Raw genomic sequence first — 24,315 nt, 5'->3', positions numbered from 1 at the left:
TTGCTCGGGGTTGCCCTCAGTCGTTTCTCCGGACCGGCGGGGCCTGCACGGTACGGCAGGTGAGGGCGGCGTGGATGGTGGGCAGGTCTGTGGGGCGTGAGGCGTCCAGGCCGGTGAGTCCGGCGATTTTGCGGAGCCGGTAGAGCACAGTGTTGGGGTGGACATTGAGGGCTCTGGCGGTGGCGCGCCGGTCCAGGTCATGGCGCAGGAAGGCCGTCAGCGTGACCAGGAGGTCGGCGTGAGCCTCCAGCGGCTCGAGCAGTTGGGCGACATGGGCACGGGCGGGGCCGGGCCGGGAGAGCTGGTACTCCAGCGCGAGGTCTTCCAGCCGGTACAGGCCCGGTGGGCGTGCCGAGGCGGTGGCGATGTGGGCCAGTTCGGTGGCGATGGGCCACACCCGGGCGACATCGCCGGGCAGGGCCGGGACAGCCGCGGCGAGCACGGTGGCACCGGCGGCTCGCCGCAGGCGGGTCAGGAGCTGCGTGGTGTCGTCCCAGTGGGCCGGGCCGAGTTGCGAGGGGTCGGTGTCGCTGGGCAGGAGTACGAGGCCGCCGGCGGTGGTCAGTGAGGTGAGGGCGGTGCCGCGGCTGTGGAGGGCGAGTTCCGTGCGCAGGCGCCGGAGCTTGCGCTGCGCCGCGGCGTTCGTGTCGACGCCGGGTGCGTGCTCATCGGCATGCGGACCGATGGCCAGGGCGAGGACGAGGTAGCCGGGGGGAAGGGTGAGGCCCGCTTCTCTCGCCGCTCCCTCGTCGACGCGGCCTTCGCGCAGGGCGGTCAGCAGCAGTTGGCGGGCGCTGTGCCGTTCGCCGACGGTCGTCGACATCTGGTGCAGGTAGCCGGCCGTGACGGCGGTGGTGACGTGCTGGAGGTACTCCAGCAGCAGGCTGTGCATGGCGGTGACGGCCGGAAGGTCTTCGGGGCGGGCCGCCGCGGTGACGTCGTCCGAGCAGAGGCGGGCTCCGAGGAAGTAGGCGGAGACGATCGCCTCGGCCGGCAGCCCTTCCTCCGCCCGGCGTGTGGCCGAGCCGGTCAGCAGCGCGAGTTGCTCGGGGCCCGGCATCGAGCCGCTTTCCAGGATCCGCGCGAAGTCGGTGATGCCGCGACGGATCATGCGCGCGACATCACCGTTGAGCTGCTCGGCGGGCAGCTTCCGGTAGACGGGCAGTTCCGTGGTCAGCCGCTCCAGGACCGCTGCCTGCAGCCGGTACACGGATCTGAGCAGGTACTGCTGCACGCTCTCACCGCTGTCGCCAATCGTGCCGACGTTGTACGCGGACACAAACCACCCCTCGGAACGCTGTTCTCCTGACCGGAAGCACGGGGAGCGGCAACCGACATGATGTATCGCACCACAAACCTACCGGCCGGTAAACAGGGCTGTGCGCCCGCCGTCCGCCCTCGACCCCTGGCACCCCGGCGCGTCCGCGCGCACCCCCCGTGAGCCGAAGGAGCCGCACGTGAACCTCAGCCTGCGAACGGCGCTGGCAGCCACCGTGGCCGCAACAGCCCTGGCAACGACCCTTGCCACACCGGCCGTTGCCGCCGAGACCACCGAAACCCTTGAGTACGTGGCCCTGGGCGACTCGTTCGCCGCCGCACCCCTGGTGCCGCCGATCGACCCCTCGAACCTGCTGTGTCTGCGTTCCCTGGCCGACTACCCGCACATCGCCGCCAAGGCGATGGGTGCCAGACTCACCGACGTCAGCTGCTCCGGCGCGACCGCCGACCACTTCACCACCTCCCAACATGCGGGAACCAAGCCCCAGTTCGACGCCCTGACCGCCGAGACGGACGTCGTCAGCATCACCATCGGCGGCAACGACACCGGACTGGTCGCCACCGCCCTGGGATGCGTCAACCTGCTGCCCAAGCCCCTCGGCACCAGCTGCGCCGCCAAGAACACCGAAGACGGCGTCGACACCGTGAAGGCACGCATCGACGCCTGGGCGCCGAAGTTCGCCACCACGCTCCACCAGGTCCGGCAACGCGCCCCGCACGCCGAGGTGTTCGTCATCGGCTACGGCAACTACATCCGTCCCGGCGGCTGCTACCCCACCCAGCCCATCTGGGACGTCGACGCCACCTACATCCAGGGCGCCGTCGATCACCTCAGCGCCGCACTGCGGACGACGGCCCGGCAGAACGGTGCTGCCTACGTGGACACCTACTCCCTCGGCATCGGCCACGACACGTGCGCGGCACCTGCCGACCGGTACATGGAAGGCCTCATCCCCACCCACGTGGCCACCCCGCTCCACCCCAACGCGAACGGCTCCAGGGCCATCGGCCACGCCCTCGCCTCCGCGGTCCTCTCCACCACCACTCGCACGGGCTGAGCACACGCGGCGGTCCCGCGGTGGCCGCGGGAGGGGAGGCGCAGTTGCTGCCTTCCCTCCCCTCCTCGACCGCTCAGGCCGTGACCGCGAACAGGCCTGTCCTGTCACCGAGTTCCGCAAGGGAGACCTTGCCGGGGATGCCATTGGCGTCGTCGCCGGTGTAGCCGAGGCTCCGCTGCCACTTGGCGTACCCGGCGACCGTGCTGGAGCCGAACGACCCGTCGCCTGCGAACGCCTTGGCAAGGAAGCCCAGCTGGACCAGGGCCGCCTCGGTGAGATTCGTCCCCGTCATATAGGTGATGTGGCCCTGCCCGGCACCCGGGTCGGTCTTCGCGGCCTTGATGAGGCGCGACAGGTCGACTCGCGGCTTGGCCGCAGAGCCGTCGCCCGGCGTGACGGCCCCGCCCCCGCCCGGCTTCCGGGTCAGCTGCTTCTTCACGTCGGCACGGAAGTCGTCCATGTCGAAGCTCGGGTCGATCTTGCCGGGCTGGACCTCCTTGTGTCCCGCCACCGACTTCTCACTCCAGCCATGGGCCCGGCAGATCGCGGCGGCCCACAGCACGGCCCGGCGATACTGGGCGTCCGGGTACGGATCGTTGCCCTTGCCACGATTCTCGATCTCCAGCCCGTACAACACGTCGTTGCCGTCGGCGTTGGCCTGGTTGTCGTGCGGGAGGGGAGCTTCGGCGCGTAGCGCATTGAGGACGTCGAGATCGACGGCACCGGCGTGGTTCGTCCGGCCGTGTCCGATCAGCCACAGCCCGGCGGTCTTGCCCAGCCAGGCATGACAGAGCGGACCCGGAAGATCAGGCCGGCCCCTGAAGCAGAGCTCCTTGTCGTTGTGGCCGCCTGTGTGGTGGATCAGCACCCCGATCACCGGGCCGAACGTCTTGCCCGTCGCCGCCTCGCGATTGTGGGTCCTCCAGCCCGCGTGCTCGTGCACGGTAAGACCCTCGGCCTTCAGCGCGGCGAGCATCTTGGCAGAGGAAAGGGGTCTAGCCATGATCGGAAGCCTTTCGACGGGTCGTCACACAGGGTCTGCGCCAGCGCAGTTGTCGTCGCGCCCCGGCGTGTGAGGGCACCCGGTACAACGACGACCGAGCCGGGACGGTTCACGCAGGACGGCACGCTGGTTCCTGAGCGGTCGGCACCCTAGAAATCGATGCGATCGCGATAGATACGGGTCACGGCCATCCAGCCCAGTGTGAAGGGCACGCACCCGAACGCGAACATTCCAAGGGCGGTGGTCCCGGCGACGTCGAAGGCCGCGCCCTCCCCCAGGAAGAGCTGAGCGGTGGTCTGGAAGGCCCAGTGGAAGCCGATCCCGGCCGCGATGTCGCCGGTCGCGGTGCGCAGGACGCCCAGAACCAGAGCGCCTGCCAAGGCCGCCGCAGGACAAGGAGATTGCTGTGGATGTAGCCGCGGAAGACCAGTTCCTCGGGCAGCGCCTCGTAGAGGAAGACCAGCACGAGGAGCAGGGCGGCAACCCTGGCGACCTCCGCGGCGGATGTCCACGCAACGACATCGACCCACCCCAGTCCCAGGCACAGCCCGAACCCGAGGCCGGCGGGGACGGCCCGACAAGCCATGCCCAGCAGTACGTGCCGCCCGCTCGTACGCAGGGAGGCCAACCCCGCGTCGGCCCAGGGGCGGTGATCCATCAACCGCCAGGCTGCGAGCACCATGGGGACGACGAGCGCGATTGTCAGCACAGCCCGTACGGTGTGCGTGCGGCGGTCGTACGTGTAGCTCAGCGGCGCCCCGTAGAAGACGAACCACCACAGCAGCACAGCGGCCGCGAGCACGGCCAGCACCCGAGACAGCACGGCGGGAGGGGGGTGCTGTCTGCCCGTGGGGCACCCGGCCCCCCTCTCAAGGTCATGACGCCGCGCAGGTACGGGCCTGTTGCTCATGGGCCGGAAGGGAACGGTCCGTCCACAGCCGGTACGGCACTGGCCACGCCCGCCCCGCACCGGACCCCTCAGCGGGCGCGCAGGGCGTCCACCGCCATGCGGGCCACCGTGCCGATGACCGCGTCCGCGCCCGGCAGGTTGGCGGCCGTGGAGGCGGAGCGGGTGAAGACGGCGACGGCGTACCGGCCGCCGTCGGGGTACTCGACGACACCGACCTCGTTGCGCACCGTGGGCAGGCTCCCGGTCTTGCCCGCCACTCGCACGTCGTCGAAGGGGAAGCCGGAGGCAAGCCGATGCGGCCATACCTGAAGGCCCATGACGCGGCGCATCGCCGCACAGTGCTCCGCCGGGGCGGCCGCGTCGGTCCATACGGCGGTGAGCAGCCGGGTCATGTCGCGCGGGGTGCTGTGGTTGGTGGCGGCCGGGTCCAGGACGCGCAGCCGGGTCAGAGCGTGCGGTGCGAGCAGGGCGGCGGCCCCGCCCGGGCCGATGTCCTCGCGGAGCAGGGCGAGCATGCCCCCGAAGTCGTGGCTCGCGTGGGTGCGGTCCAGGCCGAGGCGGGCCGTGGTCCGGTTGACGGCGTCGATGCCGACGCGGTCCATCAACAGGTCGGCCGCCGCGTTGTCGCTGACGGTCATCATCAACTGGGCCGCGTCCCGCAGCGAGAGGCGTACGGGGTCGAGCAGGGCGGCCAGGCCGGTGGGACCGGCCGTACGCTCGCCGACCGGGCACTCGATCTGCTCGGTCAGGTCCACCACTCCGTCGGCGGCCTGCCGGTACAGAGCCACCAGCAGGCACAGCTTGTGGACACTGGCGGTGACGACCGGCAGATCGGCACCAGCGTCGACCTGCGCGCCGGAGTCGACGTCCACGGCGTGCAGGCTGCCGGTGACACCCGCTTCGCCGAAGGCGGCGTGGATGCGGCGTACGAGAGAGGACGTCACAACAGGTACTCCGCTACCGGGCGCAGGTGCAGGGGACGGTCGGGAATGTCCGGTCCGGCTTCGGCGGTCGACCGCAGGGCCTCGCTGACTGCCTCGGCGAACGCCTGGACCGCCGTGTCACCCCGGCCTCGGGGCCAGGCCACCGAGGAGCGCACCGCGAGGGGTGCCCCGGCCAGGGGGCGCCAGACGACTGCCGGGTCCGATCCGCCGCCGTCGGGCCGGGCGGTGTCACGGGGCGCGAACGCGACGGCGTCGGCCGAGAGGATCAGCCCTCGGACGAAGCCGGATCCCCGCCCGTGCCGGACGGCGGACGGGGTGTAGCCGTTGCGGGCACAGGTGGTCAGGACGTCGTCGTACAGGGCGGGGGCGTCGGCGTGGGGGAAGAGGGCCAGCACATGGCCCTGCAGGGCGGCGAGCGGCACTTCGGTGAGCGCGGCGGCGGACAGGTGCCGCGGCAGCAGCACGCCCAGCTCGCGGCGCAGCACCGGACCGAGTTCGAGGCCGGTGACATCGCAGGGGTGGTGGATGAGTCCGACGTCGAGTTCTTGGGCGGCAAGTCCGGCGAGTTGAGCGGAGGTGGTGAGTTCGTGCAGGTGCAGCTGTACGCCAGGGTGGTGTTTGTGCAGGTCCACGAGGGCGGCGGCGACCGTCTCGCCGGCGATGTCGGACGGCAGCGCGGCGCGCAGCAGCCCGCTCTCCCCCTGGCTGATACGGCGAGCCGCCCCACGGAGCGCTTCCGCTCGGACGAGCAGGTCACGGGCGTCTTGAAGGAGCAGCGTGCCCGCCCTGGTGAGGGAGACGTGGCGGCTGGTGCGGTCGAAGAGCCGTACGCCCAGCTCGCGTTCGAGGCGCTGGATGCGCTGGGACAGCGGCGGCTGCGCCATGCCCAGCCGGGACGCGGCACGGCCGAAGTGCGACTCCTCGGCCACAGCCACGAAGCACTCCAGGTGCCGTATCAGATCCACGAGCCGTGATGATATACACAGTGGATAGATCTTGATCCATATCGGTTTCGAACATGAACGACGGAGCCGTCTCCGTCCCGCCCTGCCGCAGGGCTTCGACTTGGTGTGAGCAGACGACATGAGCAACGACACCCTGTGGAACGTCCTGCTGGACGCCGCCCGCCAGGCCCCCGAGCAGGTGACCTTGCATGTGCGCGGCGACGGGGGCGAGTTGGCCGTGACCTACCGCCAACTGCTGGCCGACGCCTTGCGGGTGGCCGCAGGGCTGCGGGCGGCCGGTGTCGCGCCCGGCACCTGTGTGCCGCTGGTCGCCGAGCGCAGCGAGGACTTCCAAATGATGTTCTGGGGTCTCGTCGGCGCCGGTCTGGTCCCCGTGCCGCTCGCCGCGGACACCCGCCGGGTGGCGCCCGTGTGGGAACACCTGGGCCGACCGCACCTGTTCGTGGACGCGGCCGGGGAGGAAGCGGCGCGGCACCTGCCCGCCGAGGCCGCCGTACTGCGGGTGGACCGGCTGCCGGACGGGGAGCTCGGGGACGCCGTCCGGCCGGGTGCGCCGGGTGATCTGGCGTTCGTGCAGTTCTCCTCGGGCAGTACCGGGCAGCCCAAGGGCATCGAACTCACCCATGCGGCGGTGACGGCCAACCTGCGCCAGATCATTGCCGTATCCGAACTGGGCGCCGCCGACGTGGTGGTGAGCTGGATGCCGTACTTCCACGACATGGGGCTGATCGGCACGCACCTCGCGCCGCTCGCCGCCCGTGCCCGGCAGGTCAAGATCGGGCCGTCGGCGTTCGCCCGGCGGCCGGGACTCTGGTTCGAGAAGGCCACCGCCCACCGGGCGACCCATCTGTCGGCCGCCAACTTCGCGCTCGCGCTGACCGTCCGGCGGACGACGGAGGCGGACATGGCACGGTTCGACCTGCGCAGCGTCCGGCGCGTGGTGGTCGGGGCCGAGCCGATCTCCGCCACCGTCTGGCGTGACTTCACCCGCCGCACGCGGCTCGCGGGACTGGCGGCGCACGCCCTTCAGCCCGTGTACGGGCTCGCCGAGGCGACCTTGGCCGTGACGTTCCCGCCGTCGGGCGAGGTGGCCGTGCCGCTGGCGGTGGAGCGGGACGCGCTCAGCCGCGGCCGGGTGGTGGACGCCTCCCCCGACGCGGCCGACGGCGCCGTCGAACTCATGGACCTCGGCCGTCCCGTGCCCGGCTGCTCCGTGCGGATCGTCGGTGACGCCGGACAGGTGCTCGGTGAGCGGCGCGTGGGCCACATCGAGGTGCGCGGACCCCAACTCGCCCGCGGCTACCTGGGGCTGCCCGACGCCACCGCCGCCGCCTTCGGCACCGAGGGCTGGCTGCGCACGGGAGACCTGGGTTTTCTGCGGGACGGGCGCCTGTTCGTCAGCGGCCGGCACAAGGACGTGCTCTTCCTCAACGGGCTGAAGTACCACGCCGCCGACCTGGAGGAGGTCGCCGCCACGACGCCCGGGCTGCCGCCCGGCACCGCCGCGGTGGTGGGGTCCACCGACCCCGTCACCGGCCATGAGCGGGTGCTGGTGTGCGTCGCCTGGGCACGTCCCCCGCGCTCGGCCGACGAGGTGCTGCGACGGGTCGCCGACCGCGTGGGCGAGGCTCTCTTCCACGAGGACGTGCGGGTCGTCGCCCTGCCGCCCGGCCGCTTCCCCCGCACCACCAGCGGCAAGCTGCGCCGCCATGCGCTGCGGAAGCGGTTCGAGGCGGGCCGCTTCCCCCACGTCGTGCTCCGCACGCCCGGTGGTGTGGCCCGCGACCCCGGCGAGCGCGATGTGCCCCGGGCGCAGGCCGCGGCCGAGCGGACGGTGCGCCAGGTGTGGGCCGCGGTGCTGGGGCTGCCCGTCGAGCGGATCGGCACCCATGTGTCCTTCCGGGCGCTCGGCGGGACCTCGCTGAAGGCGATGGAGGTACTGGCCGCGCTGGAGGACGCCTTCGGCCGCCGCCTGGAGGTGTCGGCGCTGCGCGCCGGGGCGGACACGGTGGCCGACATCGTCGACCACCTGCTCGACGAACCGGAGGCGAAGTCGCAGGCACGGCAGGCCATGACGTCCTCCCGAGTAGGCAACACAGGTACGGGCGGCACCCTCGCCGTCGTCGGTCTCGCCTGCCGTTTCCCCGGCGCCACCACCCCCGACGAGTACTGGCACCTGCTCGCCGAAGGGCGGGACCTCGTCACTCCGGTACCGCCGCACCGGTGGGAAGGCGAGCAGATGCCCGAAGCCCGGTGGGGAGCGTTCCTGAAGAACCCGGCGGACTTCGACACCGCTCGCTTCGGGATCGGCGACGAAGAGGTCCGGGCCCTGGACCCACAGGCCCGGCTGCTGCTGGAACTGGCGCACGAGGCCCTGGAGCGGGCCGGTTACGCCGGTCCGCGCCGCCGCGCTCATCGCATCGGCGTGTTCGCCACGACCGGCGACAGCGGCTACCGGGAACTCCTGGAGCGGGCACACGGCACCGACCTGCCGCCCGCGGCGCTGACCGGTAACCTGCCCAACCTCCTCGCCGCGCGCATCGCGCAGAGCTTCGACCTGGACGGTCCGGCCCTGGCCGTGGACACGGCCTGTTCGTCCGCCCTCGTCGCCCTGCACCTGGCCCGCCGCAGCCTCGCGGACGGCGAGTGCGACATCGCCCTCGTCGGCGGCGTCAACCTGCACCTCACGCCGACCGCGCACCGCATGCTGCACGCCGCGCAGGCCCTGTCCCCGACCGGCCGCAGCCGCGCCTTCGGAGCCGCCGCGGACGGCTTCGTGCCCGGCGAGGGCGGCGCGGTGTTGGTTCTACGGCGGACGACGGACGCACAGCAGGCGGGCGACGAGATTCTCGCCCTGGTCCGCGGCACCGCCGTCAACAACGACGGCACCTCGCTGAGCCTGCTGGCACCCAACCCCGCCCGCCAGCGCGAGGTCATCACCGCCGCCCACACCACCGCGGCCGTCGACCCGGCCGACGTGACGTACGTCGAGGCACACGGCACCGGCACGGCCCTCGGCGACCCGGTGGAGCTGATGTCGCTCGCCCACGCCTTCCCCCCTCTGCCCGACGGGCACCAGCGTCTGCTGGGCTCGGCCAAGACCAACATCGGACACCTGCTCAACGCCGCCGCGCTGCCGGGCCTGGTGAAGGTCGTACTGGCGCTGCAGCACGGCCAGGTACCGCCCTCACTGCACGCCGACCCGCCCGCCGCGCCGGTCGCCGGGTCCGGGTTCCAGGTGCCCGGCAGGCTCGTCCCCTGGCCCGCGCCGCCTTCAGGGGGCCCGCTCATGGCAGGGGTCAACGCCTTCGGCTTCGGCGGCACCAACGCGCACGCCGTACTGGAGCAGGCGCCGCCACCCCTCAGCCGTACCCCTGAGACGCAGACGGACGGGCCCCACCTCCTCGCGCTCTCCGCGACCACCCCACCCGCCCTGCGCGCCCTGGTCCGGGAACTGTCCGACCACCTGGCCGCCCGCCCGGACATCACCGAGCCCGACCTGTGCCTGACCGCGGGCACGGCCCGCGACGACGCCCCGCACCGGCTCGCGCTCGTCTGCGACGGTGACGTACGCGCACAGCTGACCGCCCTGGCCTCGGCGAGTGACACCACGCGACAACCGTCCACCGGCACCGTCCAGGCGCGCCCCCGCCTCGCCTTCCTCTTCCCCGGTCAGGGCACCCAGCGTCCTGGCATGGCGGCGGGCCTGTACGCCACCGCGGGCGTGTTCCGGGACACCCTCGACGAGGCCTCCGCACACCTCGGCCCGCTGTCCGGCCGCACCCTCACCGACTGGTGCACCGACCCCGGCGTCGACCCTGCCGACCTGGCGCGCACCGAGATCACCCAGCCCGTCCTGATCGCCTACGCCGTGGCGCTCACCCGGCAGTTGGGCGCCTGGGGCGTCGTACCGGACGCCGTCACCGGTCACAGCGTCGGGGAACTGGCCGCGGCTTGCGCGGCGGGCCTGCTGCCGCTGTCCGACACCGTCCGCTTCGCCGCCGAACGCGGCCGGCTCCTCGCCGAGCTGACCGAGCAGGGCGCGATGGCCGCCGTACGCGGGGCGGACGACGCCGTTCACGCCCTGGTCGCCGCGTCGGACGGCGCGCTGAGCGTCGCCGCCCGCACCGCCCCCGGCCGGCTGGTGCTGTCCGGGACCGTGCGCGCGGTCGAGGACGCGGTCGCCGAGCTGACCGGGCGGGGCGTCTCCGTGCAACGGCTCAGCGTCACGCGCGCTTTCCACTCACCGATGATGGAACCGGCCGCGCGGGCGCTGTACGACGCCGCCCGCGCCCTGCCGCCGGGGGCCGCCGCGATACCGCTGCTGAGCACCCTCACCGGCGACTGGGCACCCGCCCCCGACGCCTCTCACTGGCGCGAACACGCCCTGCGGCCGGTGGAGTTCGCCGCTGCGGCGCGGCGCCTGGTCGAGGACGGCTTCGACACGTACGTGGAGGTCGGGCCCGGCACCGATCTGCCGAGCGCCGTACGTCTGGCCGCCGACGGGTCCAGCCCGGCGCCGGTCACGCTCTCCGCCCTCCCCGCCGCGCGTGAGGGGGACGGGTGGGACAGGGGTGCGCTGCTGCGTACCGTCGCCCGGCTGTGGACGCGTGGTGTCGCCGTCGACCACGCCGCGCTCGCCCCGACGGGACGCCGGGTGCCGCTGCCCACCTACCCCTTCCAGCGGCGGTCCTACTGGCCCGGACCTGACGCCGCCGCCCGGCTGCTGCACCGGGTCGCCTGGACGCCCACTGCCCTCTCCGAGCCGCCGGGACCGGTGCCGGTCACCCTGGTCGCGGGGCCCGACGGCGATGCGGTGCGGGAGCTGTCCGCGCGGCTGGCCGAGTGCGGGGTACCGGTGGCCGAGGCGGGTACGGCGTCCGCGCACACCGTCGTCCACCTCACGGGGCGGGCGGACGACGACTCGGGCGTGGACGCCGCGGCCGCCTTCCGGAACACCCTGCGGCTCTTCGACCGGGCCGGTGCCAAGCGCCTGTTGCTCCTCACCGAGGACGCCCACCGCACCGGCGCGGACGGTGAGGCGACTCCGCGTCCGGGACAGGCCCTGCTCACTGGGCTCGCGCTCGCCTTCCCGGAGGAGACCGAGGACGCGGAGCTGGTCTGCGCCGACCTGTCGTCCCGGGACACGGCCACGCAGCAACTCGCCGGCGTGGTCGCCGAGTTGGGGGCGCCGGGCGAGAAGGTGGCCGTGGCCGCCTGGCGCGGCGGTGCGCGGCTGCTGCGGGGGATCGAGCCTCGGCCCGGTGACACCGTGGCGGACTGCGAGGACCGGCTGCCCGTGGACGGCACCTACCTGATCACCGGCGGCGCGGGCGGCCTCGGTGCCGCGCTCGCCCGGGACCTCGCCGGGCGGGGCCGCCCCACTCTCGTCCTCACCGGCCGTTCCCCACGGCCACCGGCCGCGCTGCTCACCGAACTCGGCGAACTCGGCGCCGACGCCCGCTATCGGCAGGCCGACGTCACCGACGAACGACGGCTCGACGCGCTTCTCGCCGAACTCCCGCCGCTGGACGTCGTGTTCCATTTGGCCGGGGTGGCCGTTCCAGGCTCCTTGCGGGGCACCAGCCAAGCCGACACCGGCCGTTCACTGGCCGCCAAGACCATCGGCACCCGCCTGCTGGCCCGCACCCTCCACCGCCACGGGCACCGCTCGGCCCTGTGCGTGGCCTTCTCCTCGGTGGCGTCCGTCCTCCCCGGTGCCGCGGGCGCGCTGGGCGACTACGCCGCCGCCAACGCCTACCTCGACGCCTTCGCCGCGGCCGAGCGTGCCGCCGGGCGCCGCTGGCTGGCTGTGAACCTTGGCGCCGTGGCCCGCACGGGGCTGGCCGCCACCGCGGCGGAGCGCATGCCTCTGCACGCCGGGGGCACACCCCTCGCACCGGCCGAAGCGCTGCATGCACTGCGTGCGGCATGCGCCGCCGACACCGCGCAGCTCGTACTCGCCGACATCGACGGTCACGCGCCAGCGGTACGGCGTCCTCGGCACCGGATACCAACCCCGGTGCCCGCGCCTGCTTCCGCCGTATCCGGATCCGGCACCCGCGCCCTCGTGCGCACCCTGCTCGCCGAATCCCTGCACCTGCCGGCCGAGGCGGTCGACGAAGACACGCCCTTCCTCTCCCTCGGCCTGGACTCGCTCACCGCGGTCGACCTGGTCCGGCGACTGGAACGCACGCTGGGCAGGGAGCTGCCGACGACGCTGTTCTTCGAGTACCGCACGGTGCGGGAACTCTGTGCCCACCTGGACACCGCCGCCTCCGACACGAACGCAACCACCCTCCCGACGAGCGGCGTCCCGGAAGGCACGCCGTTCCCCCTCACCCCCGTCCAACTGGCCCTGCACACCAGCAGCGTCCTGTATCCGGGAACCCCGGCACGGGGCTGGGTGCGCCAGACCATCCACGGCCCCCTCGACCCCGGGCCTGCTGCGCCGCGCCCTCGCCGCGCTCGCCGAGCGGCACGGCATGCTGCGCATCCGGCTCGGACAGGACGACGCCCACCCCTCCCCCGTACCGCACCAGACGGTGACGACGGGTGCCGATCCGGCCGTGTGGTTCGAGACGCGGCCGTGCCCCGAAGGCGGCCTCGAAGCGCTGGAGACGGAGCTGGCCAATCGGCCGCTGGACCTCACTGGCGAACCTCCACTGCGGGCGTTGCTGCTGACCGAAGACGCCCAAGTGGCCCATCTGGTGCTGTGCGCGCATCACGTCGCCGCCGACGGCTACAGCCTCAACGTCCTCGGCACGGAACTCTGGACGCTCTACACCGGCCTCACCCTGGGCCGCGCCTCCACCCCGCTGCCGCCCACCGCGGACTTCGCCGCCCTCGCCACCGGCGGCACGCCCTCCGCCCGCGCCGAGGACACCACGTACTGGACGGCCCGCCTCAGGGGCCGCTCCCCCATGCCCCTGCCCTACGACGGCCGCCCCGACCCCGATGAGGGCCCCGGCCCGCTCGTCACCGAGCACCGCTTCCTGGACGAGGCCCTCGTCGCCGTCCTGCGCGAACGGGCCGCCCGCTGGAACGTCTCCCTCTTCCACCTCCTGCTCGCCGCCTACGCCCGCTGCCTGGCGCGCTGGAGCGGACAGCACGACATCGCGGTGAACGTCGCCCGCGCGGGCCGCGACGCCCGGCTGCCCGGCCTCGACCGACTGGTCGGCCCCCTCGCCGACACCCTGCCGCTGCTGCTGGAGACCGACCCGGACGAGCCGCTCCGCCACGTCGCCGAACGCGTGCGACTGGCCTGGCTGGACAGCGAGCGGCACGCCACCGTCAGCAGCCTCGACCTCGCCCGCCTGCTGCCCGGCGACCCCTCGGGGCCGCGAACGGTGAGCCCCGCCAGCTTCAGCTTCGCCCGCTTCCCTGCTCCCCTGGACCCGGACTGCCCGGTCCAGGTCCGGCCCACGGCGGCCGGCACCGGCTCGGCCGCGACCCGGCTGAACCTGCTCTGCTGGGAGGACGGGCCCGCGCTGCGCCTGTCCTGGAACTTCCCCGAACGCCTCTTCACGCAGGCGACGATCGCCCACCTCGCCACCGCCTTCGAAGAGGAGTTGCGCGGCTGCGCGGCGATCGGGCCGGTGTCGCAGGCGCTGGCACGCACATCCGCCGGACCGGAGGGCGTGAGTCGGTCGGCCTTGGTCGGCCGGTTGCTGGAGCAGTTCCGGGCCGCACCCGACGCGGTCGCCGTGGACGACGGCCGACGCGCCCTGACGTACCGGGAGCTCGACGCGGCCACCGGTGCCCTCGCCCGGCGGCTGTGGGAGAACGGCGTACGGCCAGGTGACCTGGTGGGGATGCTCACCACGCCCGGCCCCACCACCGTGGTCGCCGTCGTCGGCATTCTCCGGTCGGGCGCCGGTTGGGTGCCGCTGGACGCCGAGCACCCGGCGGCCCGGCTGGTCGACCAGACGGGCCGGTGCGGAGTGCGCGTCGTCGTGCACGACGAGAGCACCGAGGCCGCGGCGCGGGCGCTCACCACGCTGACGGCCGTGCCCGTCACCGGGCCGGACGACGGGCAGGAAGCGGACGGGCCCGGCGAGACAGCCGACGCCGACGCGGCGGCGTACGTCATCTTCACCTCCGGCTCCACCGGCCGCCCCAAGGCGGTGCCCATCACCTTTCGCGCCATGGAGAACTACCTCCACTGGGCCACGATCACTTTCGCGTACGGCCCCGGCGACCGGCTCGCCAACACATCCTCGCCCTGCTTCGACGCCTCCGTACGCCAGTTGCTCGCGCCGCTGCTCACCGGTGCCACCGTGGTGACCACCGACCGCGACCTCGTACGGGACCCGGAACTGCTGCTGCACCACGTGGCGCGGGCCCGGATCACCGTGTGGAGTTCGGTGCCGTCGCTGTGGGAACGGCTGCTGACCGCCGCGGAGGGACTGGTCCGGCGCGGCCGACCGCTGCCGGATCTGTCCGCGCTGCGCCTGGTCCACGTCGGCGGTGAGGTGCTGTGGGCGGACTGGGTGCGTCGCTGGTACGACCTGTTCGGCCCCGGGCAGACGATCGTCAACCTCTACGGGCCCACCGAGACCACCATCAACGCCACCTACCACATCGTCACCGAGCGCCCGGGCGAGGAGGTCAGGGCCCTGCCCATCGGCCGTGCCCTGTCCGGGACCGAACTGCTCGTCATCGGACCCGACGGTGAGCCGCGCGGTCCGGGCGGCACCGGTGAACTCCTGATCGGTGGCGTCGGACTGTCCGCCGGTTACCTCGGCGACCCCGCCCTGACCCGAGCGGCGTTCACCGAACGGGACGGGCGTCGCTGGTACCGCAGCGGTGACCGTGTGGAGGTGCTGCCCGACGGTGTGCTGCGGTTCGTCGGCCGCCTCGACGACCAGGTGAAGATACGGGGCCACCGGGTCGAGCCGGGCGAGGTGGAGGCCGCGCTGCGCGCCCGTGCGGACGTGGCACAGGCGGTCGTACTGGCCGGTGAGGGGCGGCTGTCCGCGTTCGTCGTGCTCCGGGACGCGGAGGGCGGGGCGGACGCGGAGGGTGGTGGGGACGCGGAGGGTGGTGGGGACGTGGACGCGGTAACGCTGCGGCGTCATCTGGCGCAGACGCTGCCGCCGTACATGGTGCCGGCCCGCATCACCCTCCTGGACGCCCTGCCGCTGACCGGAACCGGCAAGGTCGACCGGCGGGCCCTGCTGCCCGCCCGGGGCGAGGCGCCGCAGGCGGAGGCGCCCCGGTCCCGCACCGGTGACACCGAGGAACGGCTGGCACGCATCTGGTGCGAGCTGCTCGGCGTCGAACGGGTCGGACCGGACGACGACTTCTTCGAGCTGGGCGGCGATTCGCTGCTGGCGTTGCAGGTGTTCGACCGGCTCGCCCGGCACGGCGGCGGTCCGCTGCCCAGGCCCACCGCCGTGTACCGCAACCGCACCCTGGCCGCGCTGGCCGCGGCCATGGACAAAGCGGCGGCCGAGGACATGGCGGCGGCCGAGGCGGAACCGGCTGGCGCCGACGGCGGTCCCGGAGAGCCGTCCCTCCCGGCAGACCTCGTCGTACCGGCAGCCTTCCCGGTCACCCCCAGTCAGCGCGGCTTTCTGCTCGCCGAGGCGCTCGCCCCCGGTACCGGGGGCTCCTGGCTGGCCCGGGTGCGGCTGACCGGCCCGCTCGACCGGGAAGTGTTCCAGCGGTCCGTGGACACCCTGGTGGCCCGGCATCCGATGCTGCGCACGGTCTTCCCGGCCGGGGTACGGCCGCCGATTCAGCAGCAACTGCCCGCGTCGCTGCGGCTGCCCGTCGACTTCACGACCGTGTCCGGGACGGCGGAGCTGGCGGAACGGGTGGCGGACGAGCGGCGCCGCCGCTTCGAGCCGTGGGCCTGGCCGTTGCTGCGCCTGCGGGTCCTCACCCTGACGCCGCACGACCACGTACTCGTCGTGCACGCCCACCATTTGATCGGCGACGGCTACAGCGCGGCCCTGCTGCTCGGGGAGTTGACCGTGGTGTACGACGCCCTCAGCCGGGGTGCGGCACCCGCGCTGCCCGAACTGCGCGGCAGCTTCCGCGCGTTCGCGCAGCGTCTCGCCGAGCGGGCCGGGGGTCCGCAGGCGGAGGAGGAGGGAGCGCGGCAACGGCGGGCGGCACTGTCCGCGCCGTACGCGAAGCCGGTCCTGCGCGCCGCTCCGGCGGCGGCCTCCATGCCTCCGTCACCGGGGTTCCACTCCCACGGCTTCGACCTGGACGCCACCGTCACGGGCGCGCTCCGCAAGCTCGCCGCCGACACGGGCGCCACCTTGTACGCGCCGCTGCTCACCGCCTACCACGCGGCGCTCGCCGCCCGCACCGGCCAGGAGGACCTGGTCATCGGCGTGGCCGTGTCCGGGCGGGACCACCCCCTGCCCGACATCCACCGTGTCTTCGGGCCGTTCGCCACCGCTGTCGCCGTCCGCCCCTTCGGGCCGGGCGTGACAGCGCCCCGGGGCGACGATGTCGCGTCCCGGGTGCGCCGGGTGGTGGAGGAGACGGTCGCCGCCCGCGTCCACGAGGACGTCGTACCGCGTGACACCAGCGGGCTGCCGCTGACGTCGCAGTTCTTCTTCACCTTCCTGGACTTCGGCGCGCTCGGCCCGCAGGGCGGGGAGGTGCTGGCCGTGTCCTGGGACGAGGAGGAGGACAGCGGCTTCACTCCGCCCGCGGCCGGGACGGACGTGTTCCTCGCGGTGCGGCCCGACGGGGACCGGCTGAAGATCACCGTGCGGGGCGCGGCGGCGGCCTTCGATACGGACGCGCTCGCCGAGTTCGCCGACGAACTGCGCGACCGGCTCGTCCGTACGGTGCCGGCCTCCGAGCCCCGACCCGTACGGCGGGTCGCGCGCCCCCAAGGCCAGGAGCTGGACGCCGCGCTCGTCGGCTATCTCCCCGCTCCCGCCCATCTGGCCCGGCTGGCGGGTCTGCCGGAGACCCCTTCGACCCGAGAGGACATCCGCCGCCTGCTGTTCCCGGGCGGCGAGCCGCGGCTGCTGGAGACGACCCCCACGCCGCTGGGCCGGTCCGGCTTCGTGGCGCTGCCGCTCTTCGCCGACGAACTCGTCGGCGATCGCACGCTGGTCGCGCACACCGTGGGGGCCGTGCGAACGGCTACAGAGCTCGGCGCCCGGTGCGTCTCGCTGGCCGGCATGATCCCCTCCCTCACCGGCTACGGCTTCGACGTACTGCGCGCCGACCGGGCCGCGGCGGCGTCCGTCACCACCGGGCACGCGACCACCGTCGTCTCCGTGGTCAGCACGGTGCACGCGGCGCTGGCCGCGACCGGCGGCGACCTGTCCGACCTGGAGGTGGCCGTGGTGGGGCTCGGCTCGATCGGCGCTTCGTCGCTGGAGTTGCTGCTCACCCTGGCCGAACGGCCGCCCGCCCGGCTCATGTTGTGTGACGTGCCCAGCAGCAGTCCACGTCTTGGGGCACTGGCCCGCACGCTGCGGGAACGCGGGCTGGCCGATGAGGTCGCCGTCCACGTCTCCGACCCGGACCTGCCCGACGCCGTGTACGGGGCCGGGCTGGTCGTCGCGGCGGTCAGCGGGCACCGGGACCTCATCGACGTGGACCGGCTGCGGCCCGGTGCCGTCGTCGTGGACGACAGTTTCCCGCACTGCTTCGCCACGGACCGCGCCCTGGCGAGGATGCGGGATCGGGCGGATGTACTTGTGGTCGGCGGGGGGCTGTTGACGGTCGGTGACACCCGGCGCACCTTGGCGGCGGGGCTTCCCGAGGCGGTCGCGGGTGCCGAGGCCACGGCCGCGTACGGGATCGCGGGCACGTTGGCATCCTGCCGAGCGGAGTCCCTGCTGCACGCCTCCGGCGTGGACGTACCCCTGGTACGGGGCCTGGTCGACGCTCCTACGGCCCTGGCCTACTGGCGGGCCGTGGAGGAGGCCGGAGTGACGGCCGGGCCGCTGCATCTGCTCGGCCAGGTGGTGGAACCGCTGGCGGAGGGGGTCGGTCGGCTGCGGGGGTGACGGTGCGACGGAGTCAGCACGTCACCGAAGCGTCCGCTCCGCTCGGCTGCGGTGAGCGGATCGAGCAGTTCGTCGACACCCGCGGGACAACTCTTCGTACGGTAGGTGGCGGCCGAGGTTACTGCCGCGCGCCCGGCTATACCCCCATGGAACGGATCGACATAACCTCGCACTCCGCACGTAGTCAGTGATGTATCCACCGGTGCGGCGCAGGACGCGTGCATCGGGTGTCGTTCAACGAAGTGGAGCCCATCCATGCCCGTCGTCCTGGTTCATGGCGTTCCCGAGACCGCTGAGGTGTGGGACGAACTGCGTCCCCTGCTCGGCAGGGACAGCGTCACGCTGTCCCTGCCCGGCTTCGGCGCCCCGCTGCCGGAGGGGGCCACCCCGACGAAGGAGTTCTACGCCGACTGGCTGGCCAACGCTCTGAAGGAGCTGGACGGCCCGATCGACCTCGTCGGTCACGACTGGGGTGCGCTGCTGACCGCCAGGGCCGCCACAAACGGGGCGGTTCCGCTGCGCAGTTGGGTGATGGACGTGGCCTGCGTCTACCACCCCTCGTACGTCTGACACGACTTGGCCCGGATCTGGCAGACGCCGGCAGCGGGCGAGGCGCTCATGGAACACGCGCTGACCACTCCGGCGGACCACCCCGAGAGCACGGCGACGGCGTTGCGCGGCTGGGGTGTGCCCGCGGAGCACGCCCTGGCCATGAACGGTCGGCTGGACCGGACGATGTGTGACGCGATCCTCTCGCTCTACCGGTCGGCCACCCCGAACGTGTTCGCCGACTGGGGGGCGACGACCGGCACACCGAAGAGCCCGGGCCTGGTGCTGATCCCGGAGCAGGACCACGTCGAGATCGCCGAGTTGTCCGAGCAGACCGCCGAACTCCTCGGCGCGCGCCATGTCGGACTGCCGGATCTCGGGCACTGGTGGATGCTGCAGGATCCCGAGCACAGCGCCTGGGAGCTGACCACGTTCTGGGACTCGCTGCGCTGAGCGGCGTCGTTGGGATGCCGCGGGTCGGGGCGCTCAAGTGAGGCGGCCGACCGTGTCCAGCAGCCGTACCCGGTCCGGTGCCCCGGGCGCGTAACGCGGGCGCCCGGTGGCGAGTTCGACGATCCGCCGCACCAGGCCGGGCTTCAACAAGGGGAATTCGGGCTGCGGCAAGGTGGCGGCAAGGTTCGTCCAAGCCCCGCCCCGCAGTGTGAGTCCGCTACGGAACACACACCGATCACGGATGAGGACGCCACCCCACGAGGCGGACCGCGGAGCTCCCGCACGGCCCGGACACCCGCATGACTCACGTACCCGGCGGCCCAGACGGCCTCCGCCCCCCGAGACCGTGGCCCCCGACACCCTGCACAACGCGACCGCCCCCGACGACGACGTCGAGCGTCTGCTCACCTCCCACCTGGTCACCGACGCCCTCGACGATCTCACCGAGCAGCATCGGGAGATCATCCGCCTCCTGTACCACCTCGAACGCAGCGTCGCCCAGGTCGCCGCCCACCTCCACATCCCACCGGACACCGCCAAGTCGCGCTCCTACTACGCCCTGCGAGCCCTCAAGAAGGCACTCGCCGCACGAGGTCACCGGGCGAACTGACGCGGTGCTCAGCCGAAAAGGACCAGCGGCTTCGGGCCAGGTCGAGCAGGGCTTCGGGCAGGTCGTCGTAGGAGGCATCCACCGTCACCGGAAACGCTCCGGCCTCCAGCTCAATGCGCCCTTGCCGGTGCAGGTCAGCGACTTCATACCCGCTCTTGGGCATGCCCCCTGGAAGCCGTGACGATCCAGACGGACCCGGGGATGCGGACCCCGTCGGACGTCTCGAACTCCGCGAGCGCGTCATGCACTTCGGCACGGATACGGGAGACGGTCTCGGGGTTCACTTCGCGCAGGTTGTAGCGGGTGGGGCCCATGGCGAAGAGGAAGTCGACGGCGGAGCCCGCGTCGGCGCCGAACGTCATGGGAGCCTCGGCGGGGGTCACGTCGATGTCGGTGAACCCGGCGGCGGTGAGGACTTGACGGATACGCGCGGGGTCCAGGAGCGAGCCCATACCCCTGGCGGCGGGGGACGCTTCACGCAGGAACGGTGAGAGCGCGGCGGTCGCACGGGCGTAGGCACTGTCCGGGCCCCCGGGCTGAGGGCCGAGGAACGCGAGTCGCCCCGTCGGCACGAGCGTGTGCCTGAGATGAGTGAAAGCCGCGATGTGGTCGCCGAAGAACATGACACCGCCGCGGCTGAGGAGGACGTCGAACCCGCTACCGGGGAACGGATGCACCTGGGCGTCGCCCTGCTCGAAGGTGACGTTGCCGATGCCCTCCGCGGCGGCATCGCGTCGGGCGCGTTCCAGCATGGGTGCGGACAGGTCGATTCCGACGGCGTAACCGTCGGACGCCTGCCGCGCGGCGATGCGGGTCGTCTGGCCGGTGCCGCAGCCGACGTCGAGGACCCGTTCGCCGGCCGCGATGCCCGCGGCGGCGAACAGAGGCGCGTTGAAGGCGCCCATCATCGCGTCGTAGCGCTCGGAGTGTTCGGCCCAGTGGATGCCCTCCCAGTCGTTCCATGCCTCGGCCTGCTGACGGTTGGCGATGGCGTGCATGACTCTCACCCTCCATTGACTAGAGTTGACCTCTAGAGTCCGACTCTAGATATAGACTCCAGTCATGACTGAGGTCAAGGGAAAGCGGGGCGACAAGGCCCGAGAGACACGGCGGCGGATCATCGACGCGGCCGCCGACCTGTTCGTCGAGCAGGGCTACGGGGCGACCAAGCTGCAGGAGATCGCCGACCGGGCGGGCGTGGCGGTGCAGACGATCTACTTCGTCTTCCGGAACAAGCCCACCCTGCTCAAGGAACTGGTCGACGTCGCGATCGCGGGAGACGACGACCCCGTGCCCACGATGGACCGGCCGTGGTTCGCGGAGGTCACGACCGCGCCCACCGCCGAGTCCGCCCTGGCCGCACTGGTCACCGGCACCCGCCGGACACTGGAACGGGTCGCAGCCATCGACGAGATGGTCCGCGCCGCGGCAGCGACCAACCCGGAAATCCGGGAGCTGTGGCCCCAGCGGACCAACCCGCGGTACACAGTGATCTCGACAGCCGCGAGGGCCCTGACCGAGAAGCCCGGCGCCCGCCCCGCCCTCTCCGCCACAGAGGTGGCTGACATCGTCTACGCCTTGCTCAGTCCGGAGCTCTTCCTGGTCCTGACCCGCGACCGCGCCTGGCCGCCGGACAAATGGGAGCGATGGGCCTACGACACCCTCTGCTCTCAGCTGATGGTCAGCGGTCAGGACTCATCCCCCTGATCAAGATCAGAGAGACAGGACAGGGCCCTGGTCCGGCAATCAGCGAGTGAGCAGGAAATCGGTCTGCCGTGTGAGCAGTGCCCGGGACGACGATGCCGTTCGTCAGGGTGACCGCCGGCAAGGGGGAAGCAAGTGACCGGGACCGTGCAGATGCTCGGAACGCATCGGCCGACCACACGCGAAACGCACACCGCCCGACCCGACCCGGTCCGCTCCGCCCGTGGACGTGCTCGGCCAACGGCAAGAGCTGCGTGAGGTGGATACCGCGCTGGCACTGTGGCGCGGGGAACCGTTCTACGACGCCCAAGGCCGCCGCTTCGCCCAGGGCGAGTCGTATCGGATGCGGTAACTGCGCGCGCACGCCGAGGAGTTGCGGGCGCGTGTGCGTCAGTAGAGCGTGTGCGCGAGAGCCGTCCCGGAAGCGGACTCCCACGGCGTGGGGTCGGGTCCGGGGGCGCCGAAGACGTCGTGCCGGAGGATGCTTTCGTGGACCCGGCGCAGCTCCGGCCCGGGGTCCGTGCCGACCTCTTCGGCCAGGGTGCGGCCTACCGTCTCGAAGCGGCGGAGTGCCTCTGCGGCTCGCCCCGAGGCGTACACAGCAGTCAGGAGCCCGTAAAAGGCGCACCCTCGCGGCAGTTGTGCCCCTGTACGGATACCGGTGGCACCAGGCCGACGCGCAGAGCCGGATGGCCACCGGCACCCAGCCGATCTGACGGGATACCGGCACCTCGGCCTCGGTGCCCTCGCCACTCCCCCACTGGAAGCGCAGGTGTCAGCCGAGAACCTCGGCGAACCGGCGGGCGTCGATGTTGCCGCCGGAGACGATGACTCCGACGCGGCGGGGCAGCGGATCGATCCGGCCCGCCAGCAGCGCGGCCAGGGGCGTGGCGCCACTGGGTTCCACGACGGTCTTCATGCGCTCGAAGGCGAAGCGCATGGCGTCCCGGATCTCGTCGTCGCTGACCAGGACGATGTCGTCCACGAGCTTCTGGTTGAGGGAGAAGGTGAGTTCTCCGGGGATGTCCGCGGCCTGTCCGTCGGCGATGGTCCGCGGCACCGGCACGGAGACCCGCCGGCCCGCCTCCAGCGAGCGCTTGGTGTCGTCGCCGTCCTCCGGCTCGACACCGATCACGCTGATGCCGGGCAGCAGCCCCTTGGCGGCGGTGGCGCTGCCGGCGATCAGCCCGCCGCCGCCGACCGGGACCACCAGGGCGTCGAGGTCGCCGACCTCCTCGATCAGTTCGAGGGCGGCGGTGCCCTGGCCCGCGATGACATCGGGGTGCTCGTAGGGCGGGATGAGGGTGAGCCCTCGGCCGGCGGCCAGCGCCTCGCCGATGGCGACACGGTCTCCGGTGTAGCGGTCGTACGTGACCACTTCGGCGCCGTAGCCGAGCGTGGCCTCGACCTTGGAGCGTGGGGTGTCCTCGGGCATGAGGATGACCGCCGTGGTGCCGAGTTCGCGGGCCGCCAGCGCCACGGCCTGGGCGTGGTTGCCGGAGGAGTAGGCCGCGATGCCCCGGGCGACCTGTTCGGGTGACAGCCGGGAGGCCGCGTTGTAGGCACCGCGGAACTTGAAGGCGCCGATACGCTGCAGGTTCTCGCACTTGACGTGCACCTCGGCGCCCACCAGGGCGTCCAGAGTGCGCGAGCGCAGCACCGGGGTGCGGTGCGCCACTCCCTCGATCCGCGCGGCGGCGTCCTGTACGTCGGTCAGGGTGACCGTCATGTTCGTTCTCCGTTCCGATGGGTGTGCCAGCTCCCGGTGCCGTCCTGGGGCGGCGCGGGAGCGCTGGCCCGGGCTTGGGCGAGGTAGTTGTACGCGGACGCCCGGGAGATGCCGAGCCGTTCGGCGACCCGTTGGGTCACGCCGCGGACCGCGAAGACGCCGTCGGCGTCCAGCGCGCCGAACAGGCGCAGGCGTTCGTCGCGGTCGAGGGCGCTCCAGGGCTTGCCCTGGCGCAACTGATGCGTGTCGACGAGGGAGTCCACCACGGAGTCGATGTCGTTGCCGAAGGTGGTCGTGGGCACCGGAGCCGCATCGGCCGCCCCGGCGAGGCCCGCGATCAGGGCGCCCGCCTGGTGCACGGCGGTGACGTCGAGGTTGACGCACAGGGCGCCGAATACGGTGCCGGCCGAGTCGCGCAGCACCATGGTGGACGACTTGACGAGCTTTCCGGTCTGCGTGCGGGTGACGTAGTTCAGCTCGTCGGCGGCCTCGTCCCCGCGGGCGACGAGGCCCATGCCGATCTCGCTCATCGCCCCGCCCACCTGACGTCCGGTGACCGAACCGGCGATGGCCACGACCGAGCGATCCGGACGCCGGAAGTCGTGCAGGACCACTTCGCAGAAGGACCCCAGCGTGGCGGCGAGGCCGTCGGCCACCGGGGTCACTGCCACGAGGATCGCGTCCTGCTCCCGTACCCGCTCCTCAGACGGCATCGGTGGCCCCGGCGGACGTCCGCAGGTGGGCGAGTGCCTCGATCTCCACGCAGGCTCCGTACGGGAGCGCCGCCACGCCGACGCAGGAGCGGGCGGGCCGGGGCCGGTCGAAGAAGTTCCCGTAGGCGACGTTCAGGCGGTCCCGGTCGGTGACGTCGGTCAGGTACACCACGACCTGGACGACGTCCGCGCGGGTCGCGCCGACCGACCTCAGCGCCTCGTCCAGGTTGGCGAACGCCCGGGCGCACTCGGCCTCGAAGCCGCCCGGCACGAGCACTCCCGCCTCGTCCACCCCCAGCCGCCCGGACACCGCCACCAGGTCGCCGCTGCGGCGGGCGACCGGATAGGGGTGATCGTCGGTTTCGCTGACTTCTGTGTACGGCATCTCGCGCCTCCCGATGACAGG

The 24,315-nt window shown here is 72.7% G+C and carries 18 protein-coding genes and 1 pseudogene; 8 read left to right on the top strand and 11 right to left on the bottom strand.

All coding sequences use genetic code 11. From position 1 onward, the window contains the following. Nucleotides 1-16 precede the first annotated feature (16 nt). Nucleotides 17-1,279, bottom strand: a complete 1,263-nt coding sequence (locus ACFYW5_RS15060) for a PucR family transcriptional regulator (RefSeq protein ID WP_389417397.1) — start codon at nucleotides 1,277-1,279, stop codon at nucleotides 17-19. Nucleotides 1,280-1,457: 178 nt separating this feature from the next. Here ACFYW5_RS15060 and ACFYW5_RS15055 point away from each other — a divergent pair, with 178 nt between their 5' ends. Beyond that, nucleotides 1,458-2,336 carry an SGNH/GDSL hydrolase family protein gene (locus ACFYW5_RS15055; RefSeq protein WP_389417396.1) on the top strand — a complete coding sequence of 293 codons (879 nt, stop codon included), beginning with the start codon at nucleotides 1,458-1,460 and terminating at the stop codon, nucleotides 2,334-2,336. 73 nt (nucleotides 2,337-2,409) lie between these two features. Here ACFYW5_RS15055 and ACFYW5_RS15050 read toward each other — a convergent pair whose 3' ends face one another. The 4 genes from ACFYW5_RS15050 to ACFYW5_RS15035 all read right to left on the bottom strand — a co-directional run bounded on the left by ACFYW5_RS15050 (nucleotide 2,410) and on the right by ACFYW5_RS15035 (nucleotide 6,158). Further along, nucleotides 2,410-3,339, bottom strand: coding sequence for an N-acetylmuramoyl-L-alanine amidase (locus ACFYW5_RS15050; protein ID WP_389417395.1), 930 nt, complete (start codon nucleotides 3,337-3,339; stop codon nucleotides 2,410-2,412). Nucleotides 3,340-3,488: 149 nt separating this feature from the next. Then, on the bottom strand, nucleotides 3,489-3,719 hold the full coding sequence (locus ACFYW5_RS15045; RefSeq protein WP_389417394.1) for a hypothetical protein: 231 nt from the start codon (nucleotides 3,717-3,719) through the stop codon (nucleotides 3,489-3,491). A 598-nt stretch (nucleotides 3,720-4,317) separates the two neighbouring features. Next, the gene (locus tag ACFYW5_RS15040) at nucleotides 4,318-5,193 is read right to left on the bottom strand and encodes a serine hydrolase (protein WP_389417393.1); all 876 of its coding nucleotides are present in this window, start codon (nucleotides 5,191-5,193) and stop codon (nucleotides 4,318-4,320) included. Continuing rightward, a complete protein-coding gene (locus ACFYW5_RS15035; RefSeq protein ID WP_389417392.1) occupies nucleotides 5,190-6,158 on the bottom strand; it encodes a LysR family transcriptional regulator in 969 nt (322 codons plus the stop codon). The genes ACFYW5_RS15040 and ACFYW5_RS15035 overlap by 4 nt, the downstream gene beginning before the upstream one ends. A 118-nt stretch (nucleotides 6,159-6,276) precedes the next feature. Here ACFYW5_RS15035 and ACFYW5_RS15030 point away from each other — a divergent pair. The 4 genes and pseudogenes from ACFYW5_RS15030 to ACFYW5_RS15015 all read left to right on the top strand — a co-directional run. Continuing rightward, nucleotides 6,277-12,363, top strand: a pseudogene (locus ACFYW5_RS15030) (SDR family NAD(P)-dependent oxidoreductase); the annotation flags it as partial. A 280-nt stretch (nucleotides 12,364-12,643) separates the two neighbouring features. Further along, the gene (locus ACFYW5_RS15025; RefSeq protein ID WP_389417391.1) at nucleotides 12,644-18,151 is read left to right on the top strand and encodes an amino acid adenylation domain-containing protein; all 5,508 of its coding nucleotides are present in this window, start codon (nucleotides 12,644-12,646) and stop codon (nucleotides 18,149-18,151) included. Nucleotides 18,152-18,406: 255 nt separating this feature from the next. Beyond that, complete coding sequence (locus ACFYW5_RS15020) at nucleotides 18,407-18,721, top strand: alpha/beta fold hydrolase (RefSeq protein WP_389417390.1); 315 nt, start codon at nucleotides 18,407-18,409, stop codon at nucleotides 18,719-18,721. A 48-nt stretch (nucleotides 18,722-18,769) separates the two neighbouring features. Next, entirely contained in the window at nucleotides 18,770-19,153 is a 384-nt protein-coding gene (locus ACFYW5_RS15015) for an alpha/beta fold hydrolase (protein ID WP_389417389.1), read from the top strand. Nucleotides 19,154-19,186: 33 nt separating this feature from the next. On the opposite strand, the gene ACFYW5_RS15010 is transcribed toward ACFYW5_RS15015, so the two are convergent. Next, on the bottom strand, nucleotides 19,187-19,324 hold the full coding sequence (locus tag ACFYW5_RS15010) for a hypothetical protein (RefSeq protein ID WP_389417388.1): 138 nt from the start codon (nucleotides 19,322-19,324) through the stop codon (nucleotides 19,187-19,189). Between the two features lie 175 nt (nucleotides 19,325-19,499). Here ACFYW5_RS15010 and ACFYW5_RS15005 point away from each other — a divergent pair, with 175 nt between their 5' ends. Further along, nucleotides 19,500-19,763 carry a sigma factor-like helix-turn-helix DNA-binding protein gene (locus tag ACFYW5_RS15005; RefSeq protein WP_389417387.1) on the top strand — a complete coding sequence of 88 codons (264 nt, stop codon included), beginning with the start codon at nucleotides 19,500-19,502 and terminating at the stop codon, nucleotides 19,761-19,763. 143 nt (nucleotides 19,764-19,906) lie between these two features. Here the strand turns inward: ACFYW5_RS15005 and ACFYW5_RS15000 are convergent, their stop codons facing one another. Beyond that, complete coding sequence (locus ACFYW5_RS15000) at nucleotides 19,907-20,761, bottom strand: class I SAM-dependent methyltransferase (RefSeq protein ID WP_389417386.1); 855 nt, start codon at nucleotides 20,759-20,761, stop codon at nucleotides 19,907-19,909. Between the two features lie 64 nt (nucleotides 20,762-20,825). Here ACFYW5_RS15000 and ACFYW5_RS14995 point away from each other — a divergent pair, with 64 nt between their 5' ends. Together ACFYW5_RS14995 and ACFYW5_RS14990 are read left to right on the top strand one after the other, a co-directional pair. Beyond that, complete coding sequence (locus ACFYW5_RS14995; protein WP_389417385.1) at nucleotides 20,826-21,470, top strand: TetR/AcrR family transcriptional regulator; 645 nt, start codon at nucleotides 20,826-20,828, stop codon at nucleotides 21,468-21,470. Nucleotides 21,471-21,690: 220 nt separating this feature from the next. Beyond that, complete coding sequence (locus tag ACFYW5_RS14990; protein ID WP_389417384.1) at nucleotides 21,691-21,819, top strand: hypothetical protein; 129 nt, start codon at nucleotides 21,691-21,693, stop codon at nucleotides 21,817-21,819. Between the two features lie 38 nt (nucleotides 21,820-21,857). Here the strand turns inward: ACFYW5_RS14990 and ACFYW5_RS14985 are convergent, their stop codons facing one another. The 4 genes from ACFYW5_RS14985 to ACFYW5_RS14970 are packed head-to-tail and all read right to left on the bottom strand — an operon-like array spanning nucleotide 21,858 to nucleotide 24,294. Further along, nucleotides 21,858-22,220 (bottom strand): BTAD domain-containing putative transcriptional regulator, encoded by a 363-nt coding sequence (locus ACFYW5_RS14985; RefSeq protein ID WP_389417383.1) that lies wholly within the window; start codon nucleotides 22,218-22,220, stop codon nucleotides 21,858-21,860. Nucleotides 22,221-22,242: 22 nt separating this feature from the next. Continuing rightward, on the bottom strand, nucleotides 22,243-23,196 hold the full coding sequence (locus tag ACFYW5_RS14980) for a threo-3-hydroxy-L-aspartate ammonia-lyase (RefSeq protein ID WP_389417382.1): 954 nt from the start codon (nucleotides 23,194-23,196) through the stop codon (nucleotides 22,243-22,245). After that, on the bottom strand, nucleotides 23,193-23,909 hold the full coding sequence (locus tag ACFYW5_RS14975) for a transcriptional regulator (protein WP_389417381.1): 717 nt from the start codon (nucleotides 23,907-23,909) through the stop codon (nucleotides 23,193-23,195). Before ACFYW5_RS14975 ends, ACFYW5_RS14980 begins: the two co-directional genes overlap by 4 nt. Continuing rightward, the gene (locus ACFYW5_RS14970) at nucleotides 23,899-24,294 is read right to left on the bottom strand and encodes a RidA family protein (protein ID WP_389417380.1); all 396 of its coding nucleotides are present in this window, start codon (nucleotides 24,292-24,294) and stop codon (nucleotides 23,899-23,901) included. The genes ACFYW5_RS14975 and ACFYW5_RS14970 overlap by 11 nt, the downstream gene beginning before the upstream one ends. Between the last annotated feature and the right edge of the window lie 21 nt (nucleotides 24,295-24,315).

The sequence above is a fragment of the Streptomyces sp. NPDC002779 genome, from assembly GCF_042888685.1.
GTDB lineage: Bacteria > Actinomycetota > Actinomycetes > Streptomycetales > Streptomycetaceae > Streptomyces.
This window is presented reverse-complemented; position numbering and strand designations above follow the sequence as displayed.

Bases quoted from the DNA above. Each gene is read 5' to 3' on its own strand.
- ACFYW5_RS15050 (WP_389417395.1), bottom strand. From the start codon at position 3,339: ATGGCTAGACCCCTTTCCTCTGCCAAGATGCTCGCCGCGCTGAAGGCC.
- ACFYW5_RS15025 (WP_389417391.1), top strand. From the start codon at position 12,644: ATGCTGCGCATCCGGCTCGGACAGGACGACGCCCACCCCTCCCCCGTA.
- ACFYW5_RS15020 (WP_389417390.1), top strand. From the start codon at position 18,407: ATGCCCGTCGTCCTGGTTCATGGCGTTCCCGAGACCGCTGAGGTGTGG.
- ACFYW5_RS15015 (WP_389417389.1), top strand. From the start codon at position 18,770: ATGGAACACGCGCTGACCACTCCGGCGGACCACCCCGAGAGCACGGCG.
- ACFYW5_RS15000 (WP_389417386.1), bottom strand. From the start codon at position 20,761: ATGCACGCCATCGCCAACCGTCAGCAGGCCGAGGCATGGAACGACTGG.
- ACFYW5_RS14995 (WP_389417385.1), top strand. From the start codon at position 20,826: ATGACTGAGGTCAAGGGAAAGCGGGGCGACAAGGCCCGAGAGACACGG.
- ACFYW5_RS14980 (WP_389417382.1), bottom strand. From the start codon at position 23,196: ATGACGGTCACCCTGACCGACGTACAGGACGCCGCCGCGCGGATCGAG.
- ACFYW5_RS14975 (WP_389417381.1), bottom strand. From the start codon at position 23,909: ATGCCGTCTGAGGAGCGGGTACGGGAGCAGGACGCGATCCTCGTGGCA.
- ACFYW5_RS14970 (WP_389417380.1), bottom strand. From the start codon at position 24,294: ATGCCGTACACAGAAGTCAGCGAAACCGACGATCACCCCTATCCGGTC.